The sequence below is a fragment of the Pseudomonas sp. Rh2 genome (assembly GCF_040762985.1).
In the GTDB taxonomy this organism is placed as follows: domain Bacteria; phylum Pseudomonadota; class Gammaproteobacteria; order Pseudomonadales; family Pseudomonadaceae; genus Aquipseudomonas; species Aquipseudomonas taiwanensis.
The window spans coordinates 903,868-927,878 of sequence record NZ_CP142890.1 but is presented as its reverse complement, the minus strand read 5'-3'; the positions used below and the strand labels follow the sequence as shown (position 1 = coordinate 927,878).

14 protein-coding genes are annotated in these 24,011 nt (G+C 63.1%); 3 read left to right on the top strand and 11 right to left on the bottom strand.

Annotated features, from left to right (window positions below; all coding sequences use genetic code 11):
* Positions 1–85 precede the first annotated feature (85 nt).
* Positions 86–2,002 carry a methyl-accepting chemotaxis protein gene (locus VXM67_RS04160; RefSeq protein WP_023378309.1) on the top strand — a complete coding sequence of 639 codons (1,917 nt, stop codon included), beginning with the start codon at positions 86–88 and terminating at the stop codon, positions 2,000–2,002.
* A gap of 199 nt (positions 2,003–2,201) precedes the next feature.
* Complete coding sequence (locus VXM67_RS04155; protein WP_367237514.1) at positions 2,202–4,145, top strand: methyl-accepting chemotaxis protein; 1,944 nt, start codon at positions 2,202–2,204, stop codon at positions 4,143–4,145.
* Positions 4,146–4,392: 247 nt separating this feature from the next.
* Here the strand turns inward: VXM67_RS04155 and VXM67_RS04150 are convergent, their stop codons facing one another.
* The 7 genes from VXM67_RS04150 to pip all read right to left on the bottom strand — a co-directional run bounded on the left by VXM67_RS04150 (position 4,393) and on the right by pip (position 13,152).
* Positions 4,393–5,127, bottom strand: a complete 735-nt coding sequence (locus VXM67_RS04150; protein ID WP_023378307.1) for an amino acid ABC transporter ATP-binding protein — start codon at positions 5,125–5,127, stop codon at positions 4,393–4,395.
* Positions 5,120–6,082 (bottom strand): amino acid ABC transporter permease, encoded by a 963-nt coding sequence (locus VXM67_RS04145; RefSeq protein ID WP_027907936.1) that lies wholly within the window; start codon positions 6,080–6,082, stop codon positions 5,120–5,122. The genes VXM67_RS04150 and VXM67_RS04145 overlap by 8 nt, the downstream gene beginning before the upstream one ends.
* Positions 6,083–6,158: 76 nt before the next feature.
* Positions 6,159–6,956, bottom strand: coding sequence for a transporter substrate-binding domain-containing protein (locus tag VXM67_RS04140; protein ID WP_027907935.1), 798 nt, complete (start codon positions 6,954–6,956; stop codon positions 6,159–6,161).
* Between the two features lie 230 nt (positions 6,957–7,186).
* The gene (mdoH, locus tag VXM67_RS04135; protein ID WP_367237513.1) at positions 7,187–9,760 is read right to left on the bottom strand and encodes a glucans biosynthesis glucosyltransferase MdoH; all 2,574 of its coding nucleotides are present in this window, start codon (positions 9,758–9,760) and stop codon (positions 7,187–7,189) included.
* Positions 9,753–11,483, bottom strand: coding sequence for a glucan biosynthesis protein G (locus VXM67_RS04130; RefSeq protein ID WP_202962683.1), 1,731 nt, complete (start codon positions 11,481–11,483; stop codon positions 9,753–9,755). The genes mdoH and VXM67_RS04130 overlap by 8 nt, the downstream gene beginning before the upstream one ends.
* Positions 11,484–11,746: 263 nt before the next feature.
* A complete protein-coding gene (dtd, locus tag VXM67_RS04125) occupies positions 11,747–12,184 on the bottom strand; it encodes a D-aminoacyl-tRNA deacylase (RefSeq protein ID WP_023378302.1) in 438 nt (145 codons plus the stop codon).
* Positions 12,181–13,152, bottom strand: a complete 972-nt coding sequence (gene pip, locus VXM67_RS04120) for a prolyl aminopeptidase (protein ID WP_023378301.1) — start codon at positions 13,150–13,152, stop codon at positions 12,181–12,183. The genes dtd and pip overlap by 4 nt, the downstream gene beginning before the upstream one ends.
* A 147-nt stretch (positions 13,153–13,299) precedes the next feature.
* On the opposite strand from pip, the gene VXM67_RS04115 reads away from it, so the two are divergent.
* Complete coding sequence (locus tag VXM67_RS04115) at positions 13,300–18,825, top strand: DUF6543 domain-containing protein (protein ID WP_367237512.1); 5,526 nt, start codon at positions 13,300–13,302, stop codon at positions 18,823–18,825.
* Positions 18,826–18,894: 69 nt separating this feature from the next.
* Here the strand turns inward: VXM67_RS04115 and hutG are convergent, their stop codons facing one another.
* From hutG to hutH (VXM67_RS04095), 4 genes are read right to left on the bottom strand one after another with little or no spacing between them, the layout of a single operon-like run.
* On the bottom strand, positions 18,895–19,698 hold the full coding sequence (hutG, locus tag VXM67_RS04110) for an N-formylglutamate deformylase (protein WP_023378299.1): 804 nt from the start codon (positions 19,696–19,698) through the stop codon (positions 18,895–18,897).
* A gap of 10 nt (positions 19,699–19,708) precedes the next feature.
* A complete protein-coding gene (hutI, locus tag VXM67_RS04105) occupies positions 19,709–20,914 on the bottom strand; it encodes an imidazolonepropionase (RefSeq protein ID WP_367237511.1) in 1,206 nt (401 codons plus the stop codon).
* 13 nt (positions 20,915–20,927) lie between these two features.
* Positions 20,928–22,460, bottom strand: coding sequence for a histidine ammonia-lyase (hutH, locus tag VXM67_RS04100; protein ID WP_023378297.1), 1,533 nt, complete (start codon positions 22,458–22,460; stop codon positions 20,928–20,930).
* Between the two features lie 21 nt (positions 22,461–22,481).
* Positions 22,482–24,005, bottom strand: coding sequence for a histidine ammonia-lyase (gene hutH, locus VXM67_RS04095; protein ID WP_023378296.1), 1,524 nt, complete (start codon positions 24,003–24,005; stop codon positions 22,482–22,484).
* Positions 24,006–24,011: the final 6 nt, after the last annotated feature.

Sequence of the window (24,011 nt, the reverse complement as noted above, 5' to 3'; positions counted from 1 at the left end):
TCTGCCCATCAAGTTTCCTCCGCGCAGGCCGATGGTTTAACAACACAACAATAATCCGTGTTGCGAGTTAACCGGGGAGTCGATCATGTACCGTTGGTTTGCCCAATCGCTGGGAAATATGAGCGTCAATCGCAAATTGGGGCTGGGGTTCGGGCTGGTGCTGCTGCTGACCCTGGCTATCACGCTGACCGGTTGGAAAGGCCTGGACAGCGTCATCGACCGTGGCGACAAGCTAGGCAATATTTCCGTGATCTACCAGTACACCCAGGAACTACGCATCGCGCGCCAGCACTATGAGCGCAAACGTGATGAGACCTCCATCGGCGAGCTGGAAAAGTCCCTGACGAACCTGGAGCGCCAGGTGCAACTGATGCTCGGCCAGATCGAACAGCCAGTCGATCGCCAGCGCCTGGAACAACAACAGGAAGCCGTTCGCCAGTACCAGCAGGCTTTCAACCAGCTCAAGCAGTCCAGCCAACGCCGCGAAGCCAGCCGCAGCGTGCTGGGTGACAGTGCCGACAAGGCTGCCGACCTGATCGGCAAGGTCCAGCAGCGCCTGCTGCAAGGCGGCGATATCAACCAGTATCAGTACGCCGTTGAAGTCAGCGCCCTGCTGCAGCAAGCGCGCTTCCAGGTACGGGGCTACACCTACAGCGGCAATGCCGACTTCCAGCAGACCGCTCTGCAAGCTATCGACCAGGCCATGGCCGAACTCAAGGCACTGCCTGCCAAAGTGGGCGCCGAACACGCCTCCAGCCTCGACGACGCAGCCACCGCGCTGGCGGGCTACCGCGATGCGGTCAGCCAGTTCGGTACTGCCCAGGCGGCCAGCGAACAGGCCCTGCAACGCATGGCTGAGCAAGGCACGGTGTTGCTGCAGGCCAGCCAGGCAATGACGGTTTCGCAGACTGACGTGCGTAATGCCGGCACTCGCCAGGCCAAGATGATGCTGGCCGCCGCAACGGGCCTGGCTCTGCTGTTGGGCGTGCTGGCCGCCTGGGTCATCACCCGTCAAATCATCATTCCGCTGCGCAATACGCTCACCGCCGCCGAGCGCGTGGCCGATGGCGACCTGCGCCACGATCTGCCGGTCGATCGCCGCGACGAGCTTGGCCAACTGCAAGCGACCATGCAGCGCATGACCAAGAGCCTGCGAGAGCTGATCGGCGGTATAGGCGACGGCGTCACCCAGATCGCCAGTGCCGCCGAGGAGTTGTCGGCTGTCACGGAACAGACCAGCGCCGGGGTCAGCAACCAGAAGGTCGAGACCGACCAGGTTGCGACGGCCATGAACGAAATGTCGGCCACTGTTCACGAAGTGGCGCGTAACGCCGAGCAGGCGTCGGAAGCGGCAGTCATGGCCGACCAGCAGGCCCGTGAGGGTGATCGGGTGGTCGGCGAAGCCATTGCCCAGATCGAGCGTCTGGCCAACGAGGTGGTCAATTCCAGCGAAGCCATGAACCAGTTGAAGGCCGAGAGCGACAAGATCGGCAGCGTGCTGGACGTGATCAAGTCGGTGGCACAGCAGACCAATTTGCTGGCCCTGAACGCCGCCATCGAAGCGGCCCGCGCAGGCGAAGCCGGGCGCGGATTCGCCGTGGTCGCTGACGAGGTACGCAGCCTTGCCCAGCGCACTCAGCAGTCGACCGAAGAGATCGAAGAGCTGATCGCCGGCCTGCAAAGTGGCACCGAGCGCGTGGCCAACGTCATGGACAGCAGCCGCGGACTCACCGACAGCAGTGTCGAACTGACCCGCCGTGCCGGCAGCTCGCTCGAGACCATCACCCGCACCGTGTCGTCGATCCAGGCGATGAACCAGCAAATCGCCACGGCTGCCGAGCAGCAAAGCGCCGTGGCCGAGGAGATCAACCGCAGCGTGATGAATGTGCGGGACATCTCCGACCAGACCTCGGCGGCGAGCGAGGAAACAGCCAGCTCCAGCGTGGAACTGGCACGCCTGGGTACGCACCTGCAAGGGTTGGTGGGGCGGTTCAGGCTCTAGGCTGCCCGGGGGGCGCCTGTACTGGCCTCTTCGGGGGTAGTCCCGTGCGGAGGCCAGTACAGGCAGAATTTTCTTGCATGCTGCGGTGAAATTTCCTACCTGATTTTCAGGTCAAGTCCTACAGCTCCGCTGCCGATTGGCAGAGGTGTGATGCTGGCAATGCGCCCTCATCCCCCTCTCAATCGCACGGAGACTCAACATGTTCGGCTACCTCAATCGCAAGCTCGGCAACATCAGCGTCGCCGCGAAGCTCGCCATGGGCTTCGCCGTGGTCCTGCTGCTTACCCTGACCACCACCGTCACCGGCTGGACCGCCCTGGACGGCGCCATCGAGCGCTCGGAACAGCTCAGTGAAATCGGCCTGATCAACGACCTGGTCAAGGACCTGCGCGCCGAGCGCATTACCTACCGTGTCCTCAGCGACGACACCAGCAAGGCCCGCATCGGGCAGATACTCGAACAACTCGAAAGCATGCTGACCACCCTGCATCAGCGCAGTGGCGTGGATGCCTCACGCCAGATGCTCACGCAGAAGCTGCAGCAGTTGCAGCGTCTGCGCGAGGATTTCGCCACCCTGCAACGCACGGTCGAGAGCCGCCAGACGCTACGCCAGGCCATGGCGATGCAGGAGCAGACACTCAGCGAGGTAATCGACGAGCTACAGACCCAGGCCTTGCTGAAAATGCCTGCCGACAGCCAGCAAGCAAGCGTACTGGGGCTGATGGACACGCTTGGCCGGCACATAGATGGGGCCAACCAGCAGAGCCAGATGCCGGCCTACACCTTCTCGCCGCTCAGTGACTTCGCCAAGGTCGGGGACTCAGCACTGGATGCGGCCGACAAAGGCCTCGCCCAGTTGCTTGTCGGCCTTGCTCCCCTGGGGCTATCCCGCGCATTGAGAGAGCAGCCCGGCGTCGAACTGGCCAAGTACCGGACCAGCTTGAACGAATACCGCAACGCTGCCCTGGCTGTCGAGCAACTGCAGGAGCGCATGGAAACAATGGGCGATGAGCTGGGCGCCACCAGTCTGGAACTGAGCCAGAGAAAGATCGAGCAGCGAGACAGCGAGGCTCTGGCGGCCCGTTCGCTGCTTACTAGCGTCGCCATGCTGGCTTTGGTGGTGGGCGTGGTGGCCGGCTGGTTGATCACCTTGCAGATCACCCAACCCCTGCGCCAGACCCTGGCCTTGGCTGCACGCATCGCCCGTGGCGACCTCAGTCAACTGGAGCCAGTACAACGGCGCGACGAAATGGGGCAACTCCAAGCGAGCATGCGCGAGATGACCATCAGCCTCCGTGAGCTGATCGGCGGTATCGACCAGGGCGTCAGCCACCTGTCCCAGGCCGCGACACAGCTGGCTGCCAGCAGCGAAGACACCAAGCAACAGATCAATCAGCAACGCGAGGAAACCGACCAGGTGGCCACGGCCATGAACCAGATGAGCGCGACCGTGCAAGAGGTGGCACAGAATGCCGAACAGGCCTCGCTGGCGGCCACCAACGCCGATCACCAGGCACAGCTGGGCGATCAGGTGGTGGCGCAAGCCATTGGTCGCATCGAGCAACTGGCGGGGCAAATGGACCGCTGCCTGGCCGCCATGCAGCACCTTGCCGGAGAAAGCGAGCGGATCGGCAGCATTCTCGATGTGATCAAGTCGGTTTCCGAGCAGACCAACCTGCTGGCGCTGAACGCGGCCATCGAGGCGGCCCGCGCTGGGGAGGCCGGTCGCGGTTTTGCCGTGGTCGCCGACGAAGTGCGCGGATTAGCCCAGCGCACCCAGCAATCGACCGAAGAAATCGAGCAACTGATCGAGAACCTGCACAGCGGGACCGATGAGGTCACCACACTGCTCGACAGCAGCAAGCTCCTGACCGAGCAAAGTGTCGAGTTGAGTCGCAAGGCAGGTTGTGCGTTGAGTCAAATCACCGATACCGTCTCGAGTATCCAGGGCATGAATCAGCAGATCGCCACGGCCAGCGAAGAACAGAGCGTGGTGGCCGAGCAGATCAACCGCAGCGTGATCAACGTCCGCGATGCGTCGGACCAGACCAGTACGGCGAGCGAGCAGACCGCAGCGTCCAGTGGTGAGCTGGAGCAGTTGGGACGACAGCTGAGGGGGATGGTGGGGCGGTTCAGCCTTTGAGAGGTTGCGGCACCGGTCTTGAGGTGTTGCGTGAATCGAGCGCCGCTCGCGCGGCGCATCGCGAGCGAGGCTCGCTCCTACGGCTGTTTCGGGCCAGTTTTCCCTGCGCGATCTGCGCGCGCCTCTGTCAATTGGCCAGAAACGAACGTAGGAGCCTCGCTCGCCATGCGCCGCGAGGGCGGCGCTTGGTCGGATAAACGCTGAAGCACCCCCGGCAAGCGCATGACCTGCATCACGCGCCCCGCAGTTACAGCACCTGCCGCAGAAACGCCTGTGCCCGTGGGTCCTTAGGCGATGCGAAGAACTCCGCTGGCGACGAATCTTCCAGCAGCTTGCCGTGATCGAAGAACAGCACCCGATCCGCCACTTCCCGGGCAAAGCCCATCTCGTGGGTCACGCAGACCATCGTCATGCCCTCCTGGGCCAGGGTCTTCATGACATCGAGCACTTCACCGACCATTTCCGGGTCAAGCGCCGAGGTCGGTTCGTCGAACAGCATCACTTTGGGCTCCATGGCCAACGCCCGGGCAATCGCCACCCGCTGCTGCTGGCCGCCCGAGAGCCGGGACGGATACTCGTTGGCTTTCTGCGCGATCCCGACCTTCTCCAGCAATGCCCGGGCCTTGGCCTCGCGCTCGGCCTTGCCACGCTTGCGCACGACTTTCTGGGCAAGGCACAGGTTCTCGAGCACGGTCATGTGCGGGAACAGGTTGAAATGCTGGAACACCATGCCGACTTCACGGCGGTAGGCGTTGATGTCGGTCTTCGGGTCGTCCAGCTGCAGGCCGTCGATGGCCACGTGGCCGTCGTCGAAGTGCTCCAGGCCGTTGAGGCAACGCAGGAAGGTCGACTTGCCCGACCCCGAAGGGCCCAGCACCACCACCACTTCGCCCTTGGCCACGTGCGTGGTCACCTTGTCCACCGCGCGCACCACTTGGCCACGCGTGTCGAAGACTTTCAACAGGTCACGAACTTCAATCACTTTGCGCAAGCCTCCGCTCGAGCCGGCTGGCCAGGTGCGACAGCGGCAGGTTGATCAGCAGGTAAAGGCCTGCCACGCAGAACCAGATCTCGAAGGTCGAGAACGAGGTGGTAATGGCCTCGCGGCCACTCTTGGTCAGTTCGGTGATGGCGATCACCGAAACCAGCGAGGTGTCCTTGACCAGGCTGATGAACTGCCCGGCCAAGGGCGGCAGCACGCGCTTGAATGCCTGAGGCAGGATCACGTGACGCATCGACTGGCTGGCGTTCAGGCCCAGCGAGCGCGCAGCTTCGTTCTGGCCTTTGGCGATCGACTGTACGCCGGCACGGACGATTTCGGCGACGTAGGCGCCGGTGAACAGCGCCAGGGCCGCCACCCCGGCGAATTCGCGGGACAGGTTGAGCACCGTACCGATGAAGAAGTAGAAGATGAAGATCTGCACCAACAGCGGCGTACCGCGCACCAACTCGACATAGACCGTCGAAAGGTCGCGCAGGGTCGGGTTGCTGGAAAGCCGGCACAATCCGGCAAACAAGCCGATCACCAGGCCAAGTGCCCCGGAAACCACAGAAATCCACAGCGTGGTCCACAAGCCCCACGCCAGAGGACCGGCTGCCCAGTGACGGGTCACACCGATCTGATCGCCTTCGGAGACATCGTCACCGCGGCTCAGTTGCAGGCTGTCCTTGGCCACGTCGAGCACCTGCTGGTCGCCGTTTTCGTCCTTGAGCGTGACACGCGCGGTGTCACCGGAAACGACGATGTCCTGGACCGTGCCGTAGCTGGCGGCGCGCTGGGCTTCTTCGGCCTGGTAGGCGAAGTATTGCGGCACGCGGTTCCAGCGCCACTCGTAGGAAATCATCGAGGTGGCCAGGTACAGGCTGAACGCCAGGCCCACCAGGACCAGCGCGGTCAGCGCATGCCAGGGCCACTGGGCTTTCTTGTGTTTGATCACGAGGGTACTTCCGTAAATGCGAACGCGCAGGGTTTGCCTGCGCGTCGGGGTCAAAGCCTGGGCTTGTGGCCTGGCCTTATTCCATTTCCTTCAGCCAGTCCTTGTTCTTGAACCACTTGTCGTGAATACGATCGTAGGTCCCGTCATGCTTGATCTGGTGCAGGAAGTTGTTGATGAAATTGATGCTGTCGTAGTCGCCTTTCTTCAGGCCGAAAGCCAGTGGCTCGTAGGTGAAGGGCTCGTCGAGGAACAGCAGCTTGCCAGCGCCGGCCTTCTCCACCGCAACCACGTTGTAAGGCGCGTCATAGACGAAGGCGTCGGCCTTGCCGTTGACCACGTCCATCACCGCTTCCTGCTCGTTGTCGTAGCCGTGGTACTTGGCTTTGCTGATCAACTTCTTGGCGACCATCTCACCGGTGGTGCCAAGCTTGGAGGTAATGCGGTACTTCTCGTTGTTCAGGTCTTTGTACGACTTGATCTCGCCCGCCAACTCCTTGCGGATCAGCAGGGTCTGGCCCACGACAATGAAGGGTTCGCTGAAGTTCAGGCGCAGGTTACGTTCCTGGGTCAGGGTCATACCGCTGCCGATCATGTCGAACTTGTCGGTCAGCAGGGCCGGGATGATCCCGTCATAGGCGGTGGAGACCGTCTCCAGCTTGACGCCCATGGACTTGGCCATGGCCTTGAGGATATCGACTTCGAAACCAATGATTTCGCCGCGCTTGTTGGTCATCTGGAACGGCATGTAGGTGGGGTCCATGCCCACACGCAGGGTGCCACGCTTGACCGCGTCATCGATGGCGCCAGCCTGGGCCGCCGTCACGGCGACCAGGGCGGTGACACCGACCAGCAGTCGCGAGAGGTATTTCTTGATCATCACCAGGTCCCCTAGCAAGAAAATAATCGAATCTTATTGTTGGCACGGCCTTACAGGCCTATGCGGAATATCGGAGAAGGATGCTAACGCATGGCGGCTCTGGGACCTAGAGCCGGGGGGGACTTTGTTGGCCAAAATCGGTGGGGCCCGAAACGCTTCGCGGGTAACCCGCTCCTGCAGGGACGTTGAATACCCTGTGGGAGCGGCTCACCCGCGAAGAGGCCCGATCAGGCGCCGGCCAGCGCCGGCTGGCCTTCGTTCTCCGGGTGCAGCGGCAACAGCGGCGAATGCGGGTCGTTCTTGATCGAAGCACGCCACACGTCGATCCACGCTGCGTTGTGCTCGGCCCACACCTGCTCGTGCAGGCGGGTGAGCGCCACCGGGTCGCTCAGCAGGGCCAGGCGGGTAGTGAGATCCAGTCCTTTGGGCCCGACCTCCATCGCCTTGGCCACACGCTCGGCACGCAACGCCTCGATCGGCGCAGCCTGCCCGTGACGGGCCGTGGCCATGGCGCAAGCCAGGGCGTTCTGCCGTGGGTCGACCACCGCGCGCACGAAGCCATCGTGCAGGGCGTGCCAGCGGTTTTCATGGGTGTACTGGTCGGTCGCCAGCAGTTCCTGTGGCGTCGCGTATTCCTCAGGGATGAGGAACAGCTTCTCGTCCTTGGCCGCCAGGCCCAGGCGCGTACGGCTGGAGATCACCGAAACCGGAATCGACAGCACCAGCGAGCCGACGATCGGCGCCAGCCACCACAGGAAGCTGGGGTTCAGCCAAGCAACCAGCGCCGCCCAGGCGATACCCAGCAAAGTCTGCGGGCCATGGCGGCGCACCGCCTCGCTCCATGGGGTGGAGTCGTCGTCACGCTGCGGCGAGTTCCAGGTCGCGGCCCAGCCAAGGAAGGCGGCCAGCACGAAGCGGGTATGGAAGATCATCCGCACCGGGGCAAGCAGCATCGAGAACAGCATCTCCATCAGCATCGACAGGGTGACCTTGATGCGACCGCCGTACTCGGTGGCGCCCTTGGCCCAGATCAGGATGACGCTGAGCAGCTTGGGCAGGAACAGCAGCACGATGGTGGTGGAGAACAGCGCAACAGCCTTCTCCGGGTGCCACTGCGGCCACAGCGGGTAGAGTTGGTACGGCTCGATGAAATACTGCGGTTCCATCAGCGTGTTGGTCGCCAACAATGCCGTCGACAGCACCAGGAACAGGAACCACAACGGCGCCGACAGGTACGACATCACGCCGGTGAGGAACACCGCGCGGTGGACCGGGTGCATACCCTTGACCAGGAACAGGCGGAAGTTCATCAGGTTGCCGTGGCACCAGCGACGGTCACGCTTGAGCTCGTCGAGCAGGTTCGGCGGCAGCTCTTCGTAGCTACCCGGCAGATCGTAGGCGATCCATACGCCCCAACCGGCGCGGCGCATCAACGCGGCTTCGACGAAGTCATGGGACAGGATCGCACCGGCGAAGGCGCCCTTGCCGGGCAACGGCGCCAGGGCGCAGTGCTCGATGAACGGCTTCATGCGGATGATCGCGTTATGGCCCCAATAGTGCGACTCGCCCAGCTGCCAGAAGTGCAGGCCGGCGGTGAACAGCGGGCCGTATACACGGGTGGCGAACTGCTGCAGACGTGCATACAGGGTGTCCATGCCCGAGGCTTTCGGCCCGGTCTGGATGATGCCGGCGTCGGGGTTGGCCTCCATCAGGCGCACCAGGCTGCTCAGGCACTCGCCGCTCATGACGCTGTCGGCGTCGAGCACGACCATGTACTTGTAGTCGCCACCCCAACGACGGCAGAAGTCGTCGAGGTTGCCGCTCTTGCGCTTCACGCGGCGACGGCGACGGCGGTAGAAGATGCGGCCGAAACCCTTGGTTTCGCGGCATACGTCCAGCCAGGCCTGCTGTTCGGCGACGGCGATGTCGGTGTCGTTGGTGTCGCTGAGCACGAAGAAGTCGAAGCGGTCGAGGTTACCGCTGGCGGCCACCGACTCGAAGGTGGCGCGCAGACCGGCGAACACCCGCGGCACGTCTTCGTTGCAGATTGGCATCACCAGAGCGGTGCGCGCTTCGGGGGCAATCGGCTCGTTGCCAGCGCTGCTGCCCGAAATCTTGTACTTGTCACGCCCGGTGAGCAACTCGAGGAAGCCCATCAACGCGGTCCAGAAGCCTGCCGATACCCAGCAGAACAGAATGCCGAAGAGGATCAGGATGGACGTCTGCAGCGCATAGGGCCAAACCTGCACCACGGTATCCCAGAGCGGTTGCTGCACGACTTCGTCGAAGTCGACGAACGACCAGCCCTGGTAAGGCAGGATGCCCTTCATGTACCAGCCGGCTACGATGGTCTGGCCGATCATCAAGGCCAGCAGGATGTAGCGGCGAATCGAGCCCACGGTGCGCCAGCGCGCAGGCGGCAGCTCGCGCTTGGGCGGCTGCGGCGCGTTGGTGCGGCCGGTCATGCGCCGCCACATGCGAATCAGTACGTTGGTACGCCACGGCTCGGGCACTACCTTGGTGCGTTTGATCGGCGGGGCGATCTTCAGGCACAGGCGGCCGCTGCCGTCGACGCTGAGCATCTCGGCGTCTTCCAGCTCGGCGGCGCTGCCCACGGTCAGGCGCGGGCCGACCGAGGCCTGCACGGCCTCGGTTGGGTCGGCGGCCGGTTTGGCCGCCAGACGTTGGTGCAGCTCACTGAACGATGTGCAGCTGGCGAGTTCCGCACGCTGCTCGTCGCTCAGTGGTAGATGGGCCAGGTATTCGCGAAGCGACTCTGGCCGTGCGCTTGAGTTACTCATCGGCAGGCAACTGATAGCTCCAGGTCTCGGTCAGCACTTTTTCGGTGGTGGCCGGTGTCCCGTTGGTGGACGCCGCATCGGCGGCAGGTTGTTCGGCCTTGGCTGGCTGTTCGGTCTTGGCGACCTTCTCAGCCTTGGCATGCTTGGCGGCAGCCTTGTCCTGCTTGGCATCCTTGGCCGGCTCGACCGGAACGTCGCGTACCAATGCCGCGCGCATTTCGGTGGATTTGTTGGCTTCCTTGACCTTCAAGCGCAGGGTCAGGCGCCAGCCCTTGGTCTCGGGGTTGTAACGCAGGTTGTTTTCGACCACCTCGGCGTTGTCGCCAACGCTGATCTGGCTACGCACCGGGGTATCTTCCGGCAAGCTGGCCAGCGCCGGGCCGGCGAAGTCGACCAGGAAGGCCACGCTGCCGTCAGGCTGACGGATCAGGTTGGACTGCTTGACATCGCCCGTGGAGCGCAGGGTCTGCTTGACCCAGCCCAACTCAGGGGCCTGGAACTTGGCATCGTCGATGGTCCAGTGCAGGCGGTAGTCGTACTCGAACGGCTTACCTGGCTCGGGCAGCTTTTCCGGGCTCCAGAACGCCACGATATTGTCGTTGGTCTCGTCAGCGGTCGGGATCTCGACCAGATCGACGGTACCCTTGCCCCAGTCACCCTTGGGCTCGATCCAGGCGCTTGGGCGCTTCTGGTAGTTGTCGTCGAGGTCTTCATAGTCGCTGAACGCGCGCTGACGCTGCATCAGACCGAAACCACGCGGGTTCTCGATGCTGAAGTTGCTCACAGCCAGGTGTTTCGGGTTGTTCAGCGGGCGCCACAGCCACTCGCCGTTGCCGGCATGGATGGCCAGGCCTTCGGAGTCGTGCAGGGCCGGACGGTAGTTCAGGACCTTCGACGGCTGGTTCGGGCCGAACAGGAACATGCTGGTCAGCGGCGCGATGCCCAGGCGGCTGACCTGGTCACGCAGGAACACACGCGACTTGACGTCGACGATGGTGTCGGTGCCCGGACGCAGGGTCAGCTTGTAGGCGCCAGTGGAGCGTGGCGAGTCGAGCAGGGCGTAGATCACCAGGTGCTTGTCGGCAGGCTTCGGCTTCTCGACCCAGAATTCGGTGAAGCGCGGGAACTCCTCGCCCGACGGCAGCGCGGTGTCGATGGCAAGGCCACGGGCCGACAGGCCGTACACGTGGCCCTTGCCCACAACGCGGAAGTAGCTGGCACCAAGCAGGGTCATGATCTCGTCCTGCTTGTCGGCCTTGTTGATCGGGTACAGCACGCGGAAACCGGCGTAGCCCAGGTTCTTGGTGGTTTCCGGGTCATGCGGGACGTCACCGAACTCGAAGCGGCTCGGGTCGTACTTGATTTCCTCGACCTTGGTGGCGGTGACTTCGTTGATCTTCACCGGGGTGTCGAAGTGCATGCCCTGGTGATAGAAGGACAGCTTGAAGGGGGTCTTGTCCGTGGCCCACTCCGCTTTCTCCTGCAGGAAGCGAATCTTCTGGTAGTCGGCGAACTTCATGTCGCGGAAAACCGCAGGCAGGTTGCTTTTCGGTGCTTCGTACTTCTGGCCGGCCAGATCCTTTGCCTTGGCTGCAACATCGTCAAGATTGAATGCCCACAGCTGGCCCGCGCTCATCAGGCCAACCAGCGCCACGCTGGCCATCAGAGCCTTGCGCAACCGATTGCCGGGGATTCTTGATGCATTATGGGGACTAACAATCACGAGCAACCCTCGCCGAAAACAGATCATGAAACCAACGGCCAGCGACCAATGCCGGGTTGGCGAGCACTGTTCGGACCCCGTAAGGGCGCAATGATTCCCCAAACGGATCCAGACAATGCTCAAGTCAGAGTAAAACGAACCTGCGAACGCAGGTCCACGCAGCGCGCGATTATCCAGCAGGTCGCGTTACAACGCATCAGGCTGGAGCAACTATTTATCGTACAAAACCCCTTGTTTTCCTACAAACAAGGGGTTTTTCGACCTCATATTTGTAACATAAATGTTACGGGGCCATCATTGACCAGATGCACCTGCATGTCGGCACCGAAGCGCCCGCTGGCCACATCGGCGTGCTGGCCCTTGGCTTGCTGCAAAAGATAGTCGAACAGCTCGGCGCCCAAGGCAGGTGAAGCGGCTGTCGAGAAGCTCGGACGCATCCCACTTCGTGTGTCGGCGGCCAGAGTGAACTGGGACACCAGCAGCAAACCACCCGCTACATCCTTGAGGGACAAGTTCATCTTGCCCTGCTCGTCGCTGAACACCCGATAGTTGAGCAGCTTGTGCAGCAATTTGTCGGCATGTTCGCGGGTATCCCCAGGTTCGACAGCCACCAGCACCAACAAACCCTGGTCGACGGCCCCGACGATCTCGCCCGCTACCTCTACCCTTGCGCCGCGTACCCGTTGCAACAACCCCTTCATGCTTCTTCCAGTGGCAGATCAAGCAAACGGCGGGCCATCTGGTCGGCGGCACGCACCAGCGCATCGGTGATACCCGGCTCGGAAGCGGCATGACCGGCATCGCGAATGACCTTGAGCTCGCTGTTCGGCCAGGCCTGATGCAGCGCCCAGGCGTTGTCCAGCGGGCAGATCACGTCGTAGCGACCATGCACGATCACCGCCGGCAAGTGGGCGATCTTCGGCATGTCACGGATCAGCTGGTCCGGTTCGAGGAAGGCGTTGTTCATGAAGTAATGGCACTCGATGCGGGCGATCGACAACGCCCGCTGAGGCTCGGAGAATCGATCGACCACCAGCGGATTCGGGCGCAGCGTAGCGGTGCGACCCTCCCAGGTGGACCACGCCTTGGCGGCATGCATCTGGGCGATCTGGTCGTTGCCGGTCAGGCGCTTGTGGAAGGCCTTGACCAAGTCACCTCGCTCCTCCGGCGGAATCGGTGCGATGTAGTCCTGCCAGTAGTCAGGGAACAGGCGGCTGGCACCTTCCTGGTAGAACCATTCGATCTCCTGCGGCCTGCACAGGAAAATGCCGCGCAGGATCAGGCCGTGGACCCGCTCGGGGTGGGTCTGGGCATAGGCCAGGGCCAGGGTAGAACCCCACGAGCCACCGAACAGCACCCACTTGTCGATACCCAGGTGCTTGCGAATGCGCTCCAGGTCCTCGACCAGATGCCAGGTGGTGTTGTTCTCCAGGCTCGCATGAGGCGTGGAGCGGCCACAGCCGCGCTGGTCGAAGGTGATGATGCGATACAGGTTGGGATCGAAGTAGCAACGGCTCTGGGCATCGCAGCCCGCGCCTGGCCCCCCGTGGATGAACACCACCGGCAGACCTTCTGGCGAACCGCTCTCGTCGACATACAGCACATGCGGCGCTTCCACGGCCAGATCGTGCCGGGCGTAGGGTTTGATCTGCGGGTACAGGGTCTGCATTACGCACTCCGTGTGAGGATTTAATCTGCCGTTGGGCATCATAAACCTGAATTGGCCTTTGAGCATGTGTCTATGGATAGATCATGTTATGTGCTTGAGCAGAACAGCGGTCCCTAGCATCGGCGCTTTACCGAACGAGGCGCCCGAATGACCACCTTTAGCGACTTGCCGCTGGATAACCACCAGCACCTTCATCCCCACGACCTTATCCTCGCCAAGCTCCCCACCTGGATGCTCAGCGCTGCGCCACACACGTTCGAGCAAATGCGTGCGGCGATCAAAGACGCGCCACACGGTTTCCTGCAAGCATGCGCCAGCAAACCGACGGTCGCACGCCGCCTGGCCCGCGACTATGAGGTCTACCGAACCGCACAGGCGCAGGTACGGTCCCACTTCGAGTCCTTGCCCGACCTGGAGCAGTTCGCCAGGCAACAGCTGACGGCGGCAATGAAAACGCGATTCGACCTCGACCTGGATGTCACCCAGACCTTTCTGTTCAACGCAAGCAAGGCCCAAGCCTACCAGGCGCCCGTCAATGGCGATCCGCTCATTGGCGCCCAGCGGGCCTTCAGGCTTGCGACGCAGTCCTTGCTGCACTGTGCCCTGCAGAATTTTGAAGCAGCCGAAGCGCTGCCTGGGGGGCTCGATGGCGAAACGCTGGTGTCCAGCGTGCTGGACAGCAACGCTTTCCAGGGGCTTCAACCGACTGGCAACCCTGTGCGGCTTGCGCCACACGCGTTCGCTGCGCGGGTGCGCGAACTGGACATTGGCGGCCAATACCAGGCCTTGATCCAGGACGCTTCGACAGCCCTCGCAGCGGCGGAGCAATCGGCGTTCCGCCTCGAGATCCATAGGGCTTATCTCGGCGAGCTGATCGACCAGACCTTGCATGAAGCCCTTCTGGCCTTCGTCGATCATGGCCAGGGCGACTACCAGGGTGACTACCTGCGATGCGCGTTCCTCAACCTTTTTGAAATACCGCTTACTGGCGCGCTGGTCATCGGTGTCGTGCCGTCCCCAGAGCAGCTCCTGTGGTACGACGCGACCACCCTGCCCTACAAGGACGTTCTGCTCACCTATCTGCCAGGCGCGCCTATACCCTTGAAGGCCCATGCTGGCGTGCACCAGGCTCAGGCGCATCTGCGGGAGCAATTGTGGGCCATGGAGGTGCGCCACCTGCAGCAGGCCGTAGCGGCTCGCGACAGCGCCACGTTCATCACCAGGCTGCGCGATTGCCTGCAACCGATCGACTGGACCACGTACACCCCGAAGCCGGGGCATCAGGGTGGCCAGGCCCAGCGGGTACGCGACCCCGACGCCTGGGTCCCGGTCACCTTGCAACCGATCACCCGTCCGCTCGCCGATGAACTGGCCCGTCAGAAACAGCTTCGGTTCAAGGATGACGCGCTGTTCCATGCCGTACCGACTGCGTTCGAGGACCAGAAAAGTGCGCAGAAACGGCGTGCCTATTTCGAGCAACTGGCATTCACCGCACTGAATATCGGTGCGTTCGTCGTACCCGGCCTGGGCGCGCTGATGCTGGGCCTCTCGGCCATCCAACTGAGTTACGAAGTGTACGAAGGCGTCGAGAGCTGGGCAGACGGCGACCGGGATCAAGCATTCGACTATTTGCTGGACGTGGTGGAAAACGTCGCTCTCCTAGGCGTGCTGGGCGCAACGGGCGGAGCCAATGGCACGCCCGCCATCGAGCGTATTTCGGTGGAAACGCCTTCGTTCATCGAAGCGCTCGAACCTGTCACCCTGCCCGACGGCGATACTCGCCTGTGGCAGCCAGACCTCAAGCCGTTCGCTCATGACATTGTGCTGCCTGCCGGCCTCGAACCTGACGAGGCCGGTCTGTACCACCATGACGGCAAGACCTGGCTACCCATCGACGGCGAAACCTACAGGGTCGAACAGTCACCTCCCCAGAATGAATATCGCCTCGTTCACCCCGTCCGTCCTTTGAGCTATGAACCACCGCTGCGTCATAATGGCGCGGGCGCCTGGTTGCATCCCCTGGACCGCCCCGAGCAATGGCAGGAACTGGCATTGTTCCGCCGCGCCAGCCACCTGAGCACAAGGTTCGATGATCGGACAGCGGTGCGCCTGCTGCGTGTGAGTGGTACCGATGAAGATGTCCTGCGACGGACAGTCATCGAGCAGCACCGACTGCCGGGGCCCCTGCAAGACTCGATGAGCCGCTTCGAGTTGTACCAGTCGATCACCCAGCAGCCCGCGCTGACAGAGCCCGGCCACATCCATGCCGCATTCCAGGCGCAGTACCTGGAGCAACCCGTCAGCGTCTTCCCCGGCGCCGATACTGTCCGCTCGCGCTACCCGAACCTCCCGAAGCCGGTCATCGAAGAGCTGCTGCAAAACGTCGTGCCGGACGAACTGGCCGAGCTGCGCACGGGAAGAATCCCTCGGCGCCTCGCCGAAGAGGCCCGCCTGCTGCAACAGCAGGTAAGGCTCAATCGCGCCTATGAAGGCCTGTACCTGGAGAATGTGCGCAACTGGGATACCGACCTGCTGGTCCTGCACACCCTGGAAGGCCTGCCTGGCTGGTCACCCGATATCGCTATCACCCTGGAGCAGCGCCTGCATTCACCGACCCAGGCCGACAGCATTGGCCCGCATGATGCGTCGGGACGCAAAACGATCATCTGCACGCACACCGGTTACGTCGTGGTGGACAGTGACAGCCTCGACCAACCGATTTTCGCTCACGGCTCACTGTACGGGGCTCTATTCGAAGTGCTTGCACCCACGCAGCGCCAGGCGCTGGGCGTAACGCATGGGCAGGCGCTCAAACGATTGGTTCAGCAAGGCACTCCATTAACGCGTGCGGCCTTGCGCAAGGTGCTGGGAATGCAGCCTGTGCGTCCAGGTTTTCGCTCGCCCATGCGCCTGGCGGATGGCCGCATCGGCTACCCGCTGGGTGGCACTCGCCCTCGCATCACCAGCATTTCCCGGCAAACGTTGCTCAACGCCATCCGCCAGATAGGGCTTCACGCACCAGTCCCCAGGCCTGCCGAACAGACCTTGGCCGCCCTGGAAAGCCGAGGCATGACACGCACCTCGATCAACGACCTGCTACAAAACCTGATGGGCCAGCGCAATCAGTTGCACAGCAGCCTCGGGCAATGGCGGCGACTGGCCGAACGCATGCCCCATCAGCCGGCTGATCACTTGGAGCGACTGCTAAGCACCATTTCGCAGTACTGGTACGACAGTGCATTTGCTCCGGCCAGTCAGCCGCTGCGGCTCGAACGCCTGTCCTTGCTCGAATTCCCGCTCAATTTGCCGGAGTTCTTCACCGAGGGCGTTACCGACCTGCAACTGGTCGACACATCACCCGAAGCCTTCGAAGGCTGGACTCGGCACGCGCCACAACTGAACAACCTGCTGCGACAGTTTTCGAACCTGAGGACCTTGGACATCAGCCGCGCCTATCGACCTGATGCGCCGCCCTCTCCGTTCCAGTTCAGCCTGCCACTGATTGCCCAGCACGTTCATTCACTCGAATCGCTCAGCCTTACCCATCAGAACCTGTCGCTGTCGGCAACGGACATCGACAGCCTGATGACACTGACGAGCCTGCGACGCCTGGACCTGAGCGGTAATCGGCTCTCGGAGGAATACCCCCCCAGCTTCGACGAACTGACGCTGGATTACCTCGGCCTGGACAATATGAACCTGGACCATTGGCCACGCGGCCTGGGCTACAACGCCGTCAGCCACATACGTCACATTTCCCTGCGCAACAATCAGATCAGGGTGTTGCCCAACCTGCTCCTGAGCAACCGCGTCAGCGTCGCCGAGCATGCCCAGCTCTCTTTGCAGGGCAACCAGATCTTCGAGGACGAGATGCAACGTGTGCTGCTGAGCGAAGATGGTCGCGCAGCCCGCTTCGAAATGGACCAGACCGCCGATTTCAGGGCCCACCTCGCGCTGCTGCTGGAGCGGCGGCAGCAGTTGCGCGACCTTATCGATAACTACGTCAATGCCTCCAGCTCGACCGCTATCCTCAGTCAGGCGGTAATGGCCAGTCGAATGCGCATCGCAACGGCCCTGTCCGATTTCTGGCACAACCAAGAGATCGGCCTGACGCGCTCGCCACTGCGCCTGGAGGGCATTTCACTGGAACATTTCCCCAGGCGTTTGCCCGCGTTCTTCACAGACCAGGTACGCAGCCTCACACTGGAGCGCGTCAGAGGCACCAGCAACCAGTTGAGCGAACTGCTAGGCCGCTTCGCGCAGGTCACTCGCCTGACCGTCGACAGTTATCTCCAGGCACAGCAGACACTGCCGTCGGCACTGCTGCGTCTGCCCAACCTGACCGAACTCGCACTGCGCAACTCGGGGCTGGAGATCGACCAGGCCGTACTCGATACGCTTGGGCGCCTGCACAGCCTCGATACACTGGACCTCAGCGGTAACCGGATGGGCCAGATCACCACCACGCCGCCGGCCCTGCGCTCGTTGCGTCGACTGGACCTGAACGAGATGGGCTTGAGGCATTGGCCCAGCTGGGTCGACAGTCTGCTTCCCCTGGAGATGCTGGACCTGAGTGACAACCGCCTCACCGAATTGCCGGCGAATGTCCTGGCCAACCTCGATAGCGACCTTCCCATCAGCTCGATCCTGTTGCTGAACAACCCACTGACCGACGAAACGGTCTACCGTGCCCGGCTGTCTTCGGACAGTCAGCGCAGTTTTACCTTCGCCATGGATGCTCCAGACTCTTCGGACGACGGCGATTGGTTCGGCCATTTCCATTCGCCCGTGCTCGACACGCTCAGTGATGAGCCACGCCTGGACGACTGGCTGCTGGCATCGGAGGTCGAAAATCAGGCCATGAGCGATTGTTGGCAGCAACTCGAAGCATCCGGCGCGGCAAACGACCTGTTGATGCTGGTGGGTCGCCTGAAAAATACCGCGTCTTACCAGAACGGCAGCACTCGCCTGGCGTTCTGCGAGCGGGTGCGCAAGGTGCTGGTCCAGGCCTTGCTCAACCCGGACGACCTGGTGTTGTTCAACCTCCAGGCCAGGGAAGCCCTGCCCCAGGAGAACGGTAGCCAGACCTGCCATGACGGGGCACTGCTGGCTTTCAAGAACATCGAGTTCTACATGGCCAACCAACGCTTGCAGATCGACGGGGTCGATTCCGAGGCCAACCTGTACCGGGAGGTACGACGCCTGTATCGCCTGCACACGCTGGACGAAGTGGCCAAGCGGGAGACCGGCGACAGGGACGAAGCGGAGGTGCGCCTGACCTACCTGCGCGAGTTGAACGTCCCCCTGGAACTCGGCCAACCCGTGGACAGCCTGCGCTATGCGATCAACGCCAGCATCGAGGAACTGACCGATGCGGAGTTGCAGGTACAGCGTGGCGAACTGGGCGAGGACTTCCTGCACTTCGCCGAAGGGAACGAGCGCTGGGTGCAACACCTGCGCCTGACCCACGCCGAACGGTTCGCCGATATCGAGAACACCTATCGCGCCCAGGTAACCGAACTGTCGGAGCAACATGCCGACAGCCCGCTCAGCACCCTTACCGAAGCGCTCGAAGCCTTGGATCGCAGCAAGAAAGCTCGCGAATCACGGCTGATCCGTGAACTCACCGCTTTTGCAAACCCTGATCGCCGACCACGCTCGACAAGCGCGTAGCCGCCACCCACCTCACCAGGCCAGCCTGCGCAGACTGCTCCACGGCACTGCGCAGGCCGTACCCGGCCATCAGCCAGGGTAGCGTTCACGCCCCCAATCGAGCATCGCCGTGAGCAATTGCCTCAGCACCTTCTGGGTTGGCGCTGCGAGGTCTTCGCGGTAGGCGAAGGGTTCCACCTCCTCCATGTAGGTACTTTGCGCCAGCTCAAGCTGCACCGCATGGACATGCGAGGCCGGCTGACCGTAGTGACGGGTGATATGCCCGCCCTTGAAACGCCCATTCAGAACGTGGGTGTAACCCTTGGCCTCGGCGCAAACCTTCTCCAGCCGCTCGGCCAGCTGAGCGTCGCAACTGTTGCCGTTGAAGGTCCCCAGGTTGAAGTCGGGCAACGTGCCGTCGAACAAGTGCGGAATCACCGAACGGATCGAGTGGGCATCCCACAACAGGGCGTAGCCATGGATTTCACGCAGGCGCGCCAGCTCGTGACGGACAGTGTCGTGGTAGGGACGCCAAATTCGCTCCAGGTAGGTCTTGCGCTCTTCGCCACTGGGCGCCAGGCCGTCCTTGAACAGAGGCTCGCCGTCGAACAGCGTGGCCGGATAAAGGCCAGTGGTAGCACCAGCGTACAGGGGCTTGTCATCGTCGGGACGATTCAGGTCGATGACAAACCGCGAGTACTCCGCCGCTACGACGCTGGCACCCAGCTCACGGGCAAAATCGTACAACCGGGGGATATGCCAGTCGGTATCCGGCAGGCTGCGGGCCTGATCGACCAGCCCATCACGCACCGTGGCAGACAGTTTCAGGCCGGCATGGGGCATGCTGATCAGCAACGGCAGCGTGCCTTGGTGGAAACTCAGTACCTTGTCCATCTCGTCTCGCTCAATTGGAAATCTCGTGACCCATGCGCACGATACGCTTGGGCAAGTCCCCCCCGAGCCAGTAGGCCAGGTCGGCGGGGCGCTCGATCCGCCAGGCGACGAAGTCCGCCGCCTTGCCAGGCTCCAGCGAACCGTGACTGGCACCCAGGCCCAACGCCATGGCGGCATGCAGGGTCACCCCTGCCAGCGCCTCCTCCGGCGTCATGCGAAACAGCGTGCAGCCCATGTTCAACATCAGCCGTAACGACAGCCCAGGCGAGGTGCCGGGGTTGAGGTCGCTGGCCAGGGCGATTCTCACGCCATGATGGCGCAGGGCATCCATCGGCGGCAGTTGGGTTTCACGCAGGAAGTAGAAGGCGCCTGGCAGCAAGACGGCCACCGTGCCGGCCTTGGCCATGGCAATTGCATCGTCTTCGGTCATGAACTCCAGATGGTCTGCCGACAACGCCTGATAGCGTGCCGCCAGGCTCGAACCGTGCAGTGACGACAACTGTTCGGCATGCAGCTTGACCGGCAGGCCCAGTTCGCGCGCCTTTATGAACACCCGCTCCACCTGGTCGGGCGAGAACGCCAGGTGTTCACAGAAGGCATCCACGGCGTCCACCAGCCCTTCCTCGGCCAGCGCAGGCAGCATCTCGTCACAGATGTGGGCGATGTAGTCATCCGCCCTGCCGGCATACTCCGGCGGCAGGGCGTGGGCCGCCAGGCAGGTGGCGCGCACGGCCACCGGCAGCTCTTCGGCCAAGCGCCGCACGACGCGCAGCATCTTGCGTTCGTTGGCCAGGTCCAGGCCGTAGCCGGACTTGATCTCGATCGCCGTCACGCCATCGCGCATCAGCGCCTGGACTCGCTGCCTGGCACTGGCGAACAACGCGTCCTCGCTGGCTGCACGTGTGGCCCGCACGGTACTGGCGATGCCGCCGCCTTGCGCGGCGATCTCGGCGTAGCTCACGCCTTGCAGGCGCTGCTCGAATTCACCGCTGCGATTGCCGCCAAACACGGCGTGGGTGTGGCAGTCGATCAAGCCTGGAGTGACCCAGGCGCCGTTCAGGTCCACCGTGCGGTCGATCTCTAGCGTCGGCAGTTCGCCACGCGGGCCGATCCATTCGATCAGCCCTGCGCTACTGACAATGGCCGCGTCCTCGATGATCGAGTAGCTGCCTTGGGCCATGGTTGCCGCGTGGCAGTGCTGCCAAAGCGTTCTCATATGGGTACTCCTGTCAGAGGCTTGGCAGCACGCCGGCCGGCAACAGCGCGGTCAATTTGCCTTCAGCCAACAAGGCGCTGGCCACTTCGATGTCCGGCGAGAAGAAGCGGTCGCGGTCATAGTGCGGCACCTCGCGGCGCAGCACCTGGCGCGCCTGCTCCAGTTTCACCGAGGTTTTCAGCCCCTCGCGCAGGTCCAAGCCCTGACAGGCGCCCAGCCATTCGATGGCCAGCACGCCCCGGGTGTTCTCGGCCATTTCCCACAGACGCTTGCCAGCGGCCGGCGCCATGGACACATGGTCTTCCTGGTTGGCCGAGGTCGGCAGGCTGTCGACACTGTGCGGATGGGACAGGGCCTTGTTTTCGCTGGCCAATGCGGCAGCGGTGACCTGGGCGATCATGAACCCTGAGTTCACCCCGCCGTTTTCCACCAGGAACGGCGGTAGCTGGGACATGTGCTTGTCCATCATCAGCGAGATGCGGCGCTCGCTCAGCGCACCGATCTCGGCAATCGCCAGGGCGATGTTGTCCGCGGCCATGGCTACCGGTTCGGCGTGGAAGTTGCCACCGGAAATCACATCGCCCTGCTCGGCGAATACCAATGGGTTGTCGGACACGGCATTGGACTCCACTGCCAGCACCTGCGCTGCCTGACGCAACTGGGTCAGGCAAGCCCCCATGACTTGAGGCTGGCACCGCAGGGAGTACGGGTCCTGGACCTTGCCGCAGTTCTGGTGCGAGCGCGACACTTCGGTCGAGTCGCTCAGCAAATCACGGAAGCAGGCTGCGGTGTCGATCTGTCCAGGCTGGCCGCGCGCCGCATGGATGCGGGCATCGAACGGTGCACGCGAGCCCAGCGCGGCTTCCACGGTCAACCCACCACAGGCGATGGCCGCGGCGAACAGGTCTTCGGCCTGGAACAGCCCGCGCAAGGCGTAGGCGGTGGAGGCCTGGGTGCCGTTGAGCAGCGCCAGACCTTCCTTGGCAGCCAGGGTCAGCGGCTCGAGGCCCGCCACAGCCAGGGCTTGGTTGGCGGGGAGCCATTCACCTTGGTAGCGCGCCTTACCTTCGCCCAGCAAGACCAGCGACATGTGCGCCAGCGGTGCGAGGTCGCCGGAAGCACCGACCGACCCTTTGAGCGGGATGTGCGGGTAGACCTCGGCGTTGACCAAGGCAATCAGCGCATCGATCACCTTGCGCCGGATGCCCGAGAAACCGCGGCTCAGGCTGTTGATCTTCAGCACCATGATCAGCCGCACCATGGCATCGTCCAGTGGCGCGCCGATGCCGGCTGCATGGGACAGCACCAGCGAGCGCTGCAAGTTCTCCAGGTCGTGGCTGGCGATACGGGTCGAGGCGAGCAGACCGAAACCGGTGTTGATGCCGTAGGCAGTGCGGTCTTCGGCGATGATGCGCTCGACACAGGCGACGCTGGCGTCGATCCCAGCGTCAGCACTTGGGTCCAGCGTCAGCCGAACCGGTGCATGGTGGATCCGGCGCAATTGGGCCAAAGTCAGGCTGCCGGGAACGAGGTTGAAAGCTTCCATGTGCTGGCTCCTTGTTATTGTTCAGTTCAGCGCCGACAGCACAGGCTGCGGCAACCGGGGATCTTTGAGCAGGGCTGCGGCACAGGCGATGTCCGGTGCCAGCCAACGATCCTGCAGGTAGGCCGGAACCTGTTTGCGCAGCAGGCGCCAGGCAGCGTCGGTACCGACGCCGAAGCGCTGCTCCTTGAGAAACTCGAAGGCCTGAGCTGCCAGCAGGTACTCGATGGCGAGGATCTGCGTGCAGTTTTCCAGGACTTGGTGCAGCTTCAAGGCGGCGTTGGTGCCCAGGCTCAGGTGGTCTTCCTGCAAGCCCGAGGTGACGAAGTTGTCGAGCACCGCCGGTTGCGCCAGCTGACGGTTCTGTGCGCACAGCGAGGCCGCGACGTACTGGGCGATCATCATGCCCGAGTTGACTCCAGGGTCGCTGACCAGGAATGCCGGCAGGCCGCTGACATGCGGGTTCACCAGACGGTCCAGACGGCGCTCGGCGATCGAGCCGATCTCGGCCATGGCGATTGCCAGAAGGTCCGCCGCCATGGCCACCGACTGGCCGTGGGGGTTGGCCTGAGAGACCACGCGGAAATCGTCCGGCGTGCCCAGCAGCAACGGGTTGTCGTTGGCACCGTTGAGTTCCGCCTCGATCTGCCGCACCGCGTGGGCCAATTGGTCACGGGCAGCGCCATGCACCTGCGGGATCGAACGAATGCTCAGCGCATCCTGGGTGCGGATACCCTTGCTGGTGGCGATCACTTCGCTGCCTTCGAGCAAGGCGCGCAGATTCGCACCCACCACCTGCATGCCCGCATGAGGTTTGAGGGCGATGATCTCGGGGTCGAAGGCGGCGATCTGACCACGCAACGCTTCGAAACTCATGGCCCCGATCACATCGGCCCATTGCAGCAAGCGGCTGGCATCGTCCACGGCCAAGCTGGCCAAGCCGGTCATGCACGGCGTGCCATTGACCAGGCACAGGCCGTCCTTGGCACCCAGCTGGACAGGCTCCAGCCCTTCGGCACTCAGGGCCTGGGCGGCTTCCACGACCTGCCCGCGATAGCTGACCCTGCCGATACCCAGCAGGCACACACCGACATGGGCCATGTGGGTCAGGTAGCCCACCGAACCCTGGGACGGCACCTGCGGGGTGATGCCGTGGTTGAGCAGTGCAAGCAGCGCTTCGACCACGCCACGCTGCAGGCCGGACTTGCCATGGCTGTAGTTGACGATGGCGGCGCAGATGATCGCCCTGGTCTGCTCATCGGGCAGCGCCGGCCCCACGCCGCAGGCGTGACTGAGCAAGGTGTTGCGCGACAGCGCGCTCAGTTGCTCGCCTTGCAGCGATACGTTGCACAGCGCGCCGAGGCCGGTGTTGACCCCATAGGCACGCTCACCACTGTCGACGATATGCCGCACGATGGCCTGGGCGTTGTCGATACGCGCCCACACCAAAGGTGCCAGCTCAAGGCGCGCGCCATGGCGGGCGACGGCGGCGATGTCCTGCCAGCGCACCGGGGCGCCAGTGATGACGACGGTTTCAGCTTGCGACATGGCGCT

Excerpts from the sequence above, each read along its gene's own strand:
- hutH (WP_023378296.1), bottom strand. The coding sequence starts at position 24,005 with ATGTCGCAAGCTGAAACCGTCGTCATCACTGGCGCCCCGGTGCGCTGG.
- pip (WP_023378301.1), bottom strand. The coding sequence starts at position 13,152 with ATGCAGACCCTGTACCCGCAGATCAAACCCTACGCCCGGCACGATCTG.
- VXM67_RS04155 (WP_367237514.1), top strand. The coding sequence starts at position 2,202 with ATGTTCGGCTACCTCAATCGCAAGCTCGGCAACATCAGCGTCGCCGCG.
- mdoH (WP_367237513.1), bottom strand. The coding sequence starts at position 9,760 with ATGAGTAACTCAAGCGCACGGCCAGAGTCGCTTCGCGAATACCTGGCC.
- dtd (WP_023378302.1), bottom strand. The coding sequence starts at position 12,184 with ATGAAGGGGTTGTTGCAACGGGTACGCGGCGCAAGGGTAGAGGTAGCG.
- hutI (WP_367237511.1), bottom strand. The coding sequence starts at position 20,914 with ATGAGAACGCTTTGGCAGCACTGCCACGCGGCAACCATGGCCCAAGGC.
- hutH (WP_023378297.1), bottom strand. The coding sequence starts at position 22,460 with ATGGAAGCTTTCAACCTCGTTCCCGGCAGCCTGACTTTGGCCCAATTG.
- hutG (WP_023378299.1), bottom strand. The coding sequence starts at position 19,698 with ATGGACAAGGTACTGAGTTTCCACCAAGGCACGCTGCCGTTGCTGATC.
- VXM67_RS04160 (WP_023378309.1), top strand. The coding sequence starts at position 86 with ATGTACCGTTGGTTTGCCCAATCGCTGGGAAATATGAGCGTCAATCGC.
- VXM67_RS04115 (WP_367237512.1), top strand. The coding sequence starts at position 13,300 with ATGACCACCTTTAGCGACTTGCCGCTGGATAACCACCAGCACCTTCAT.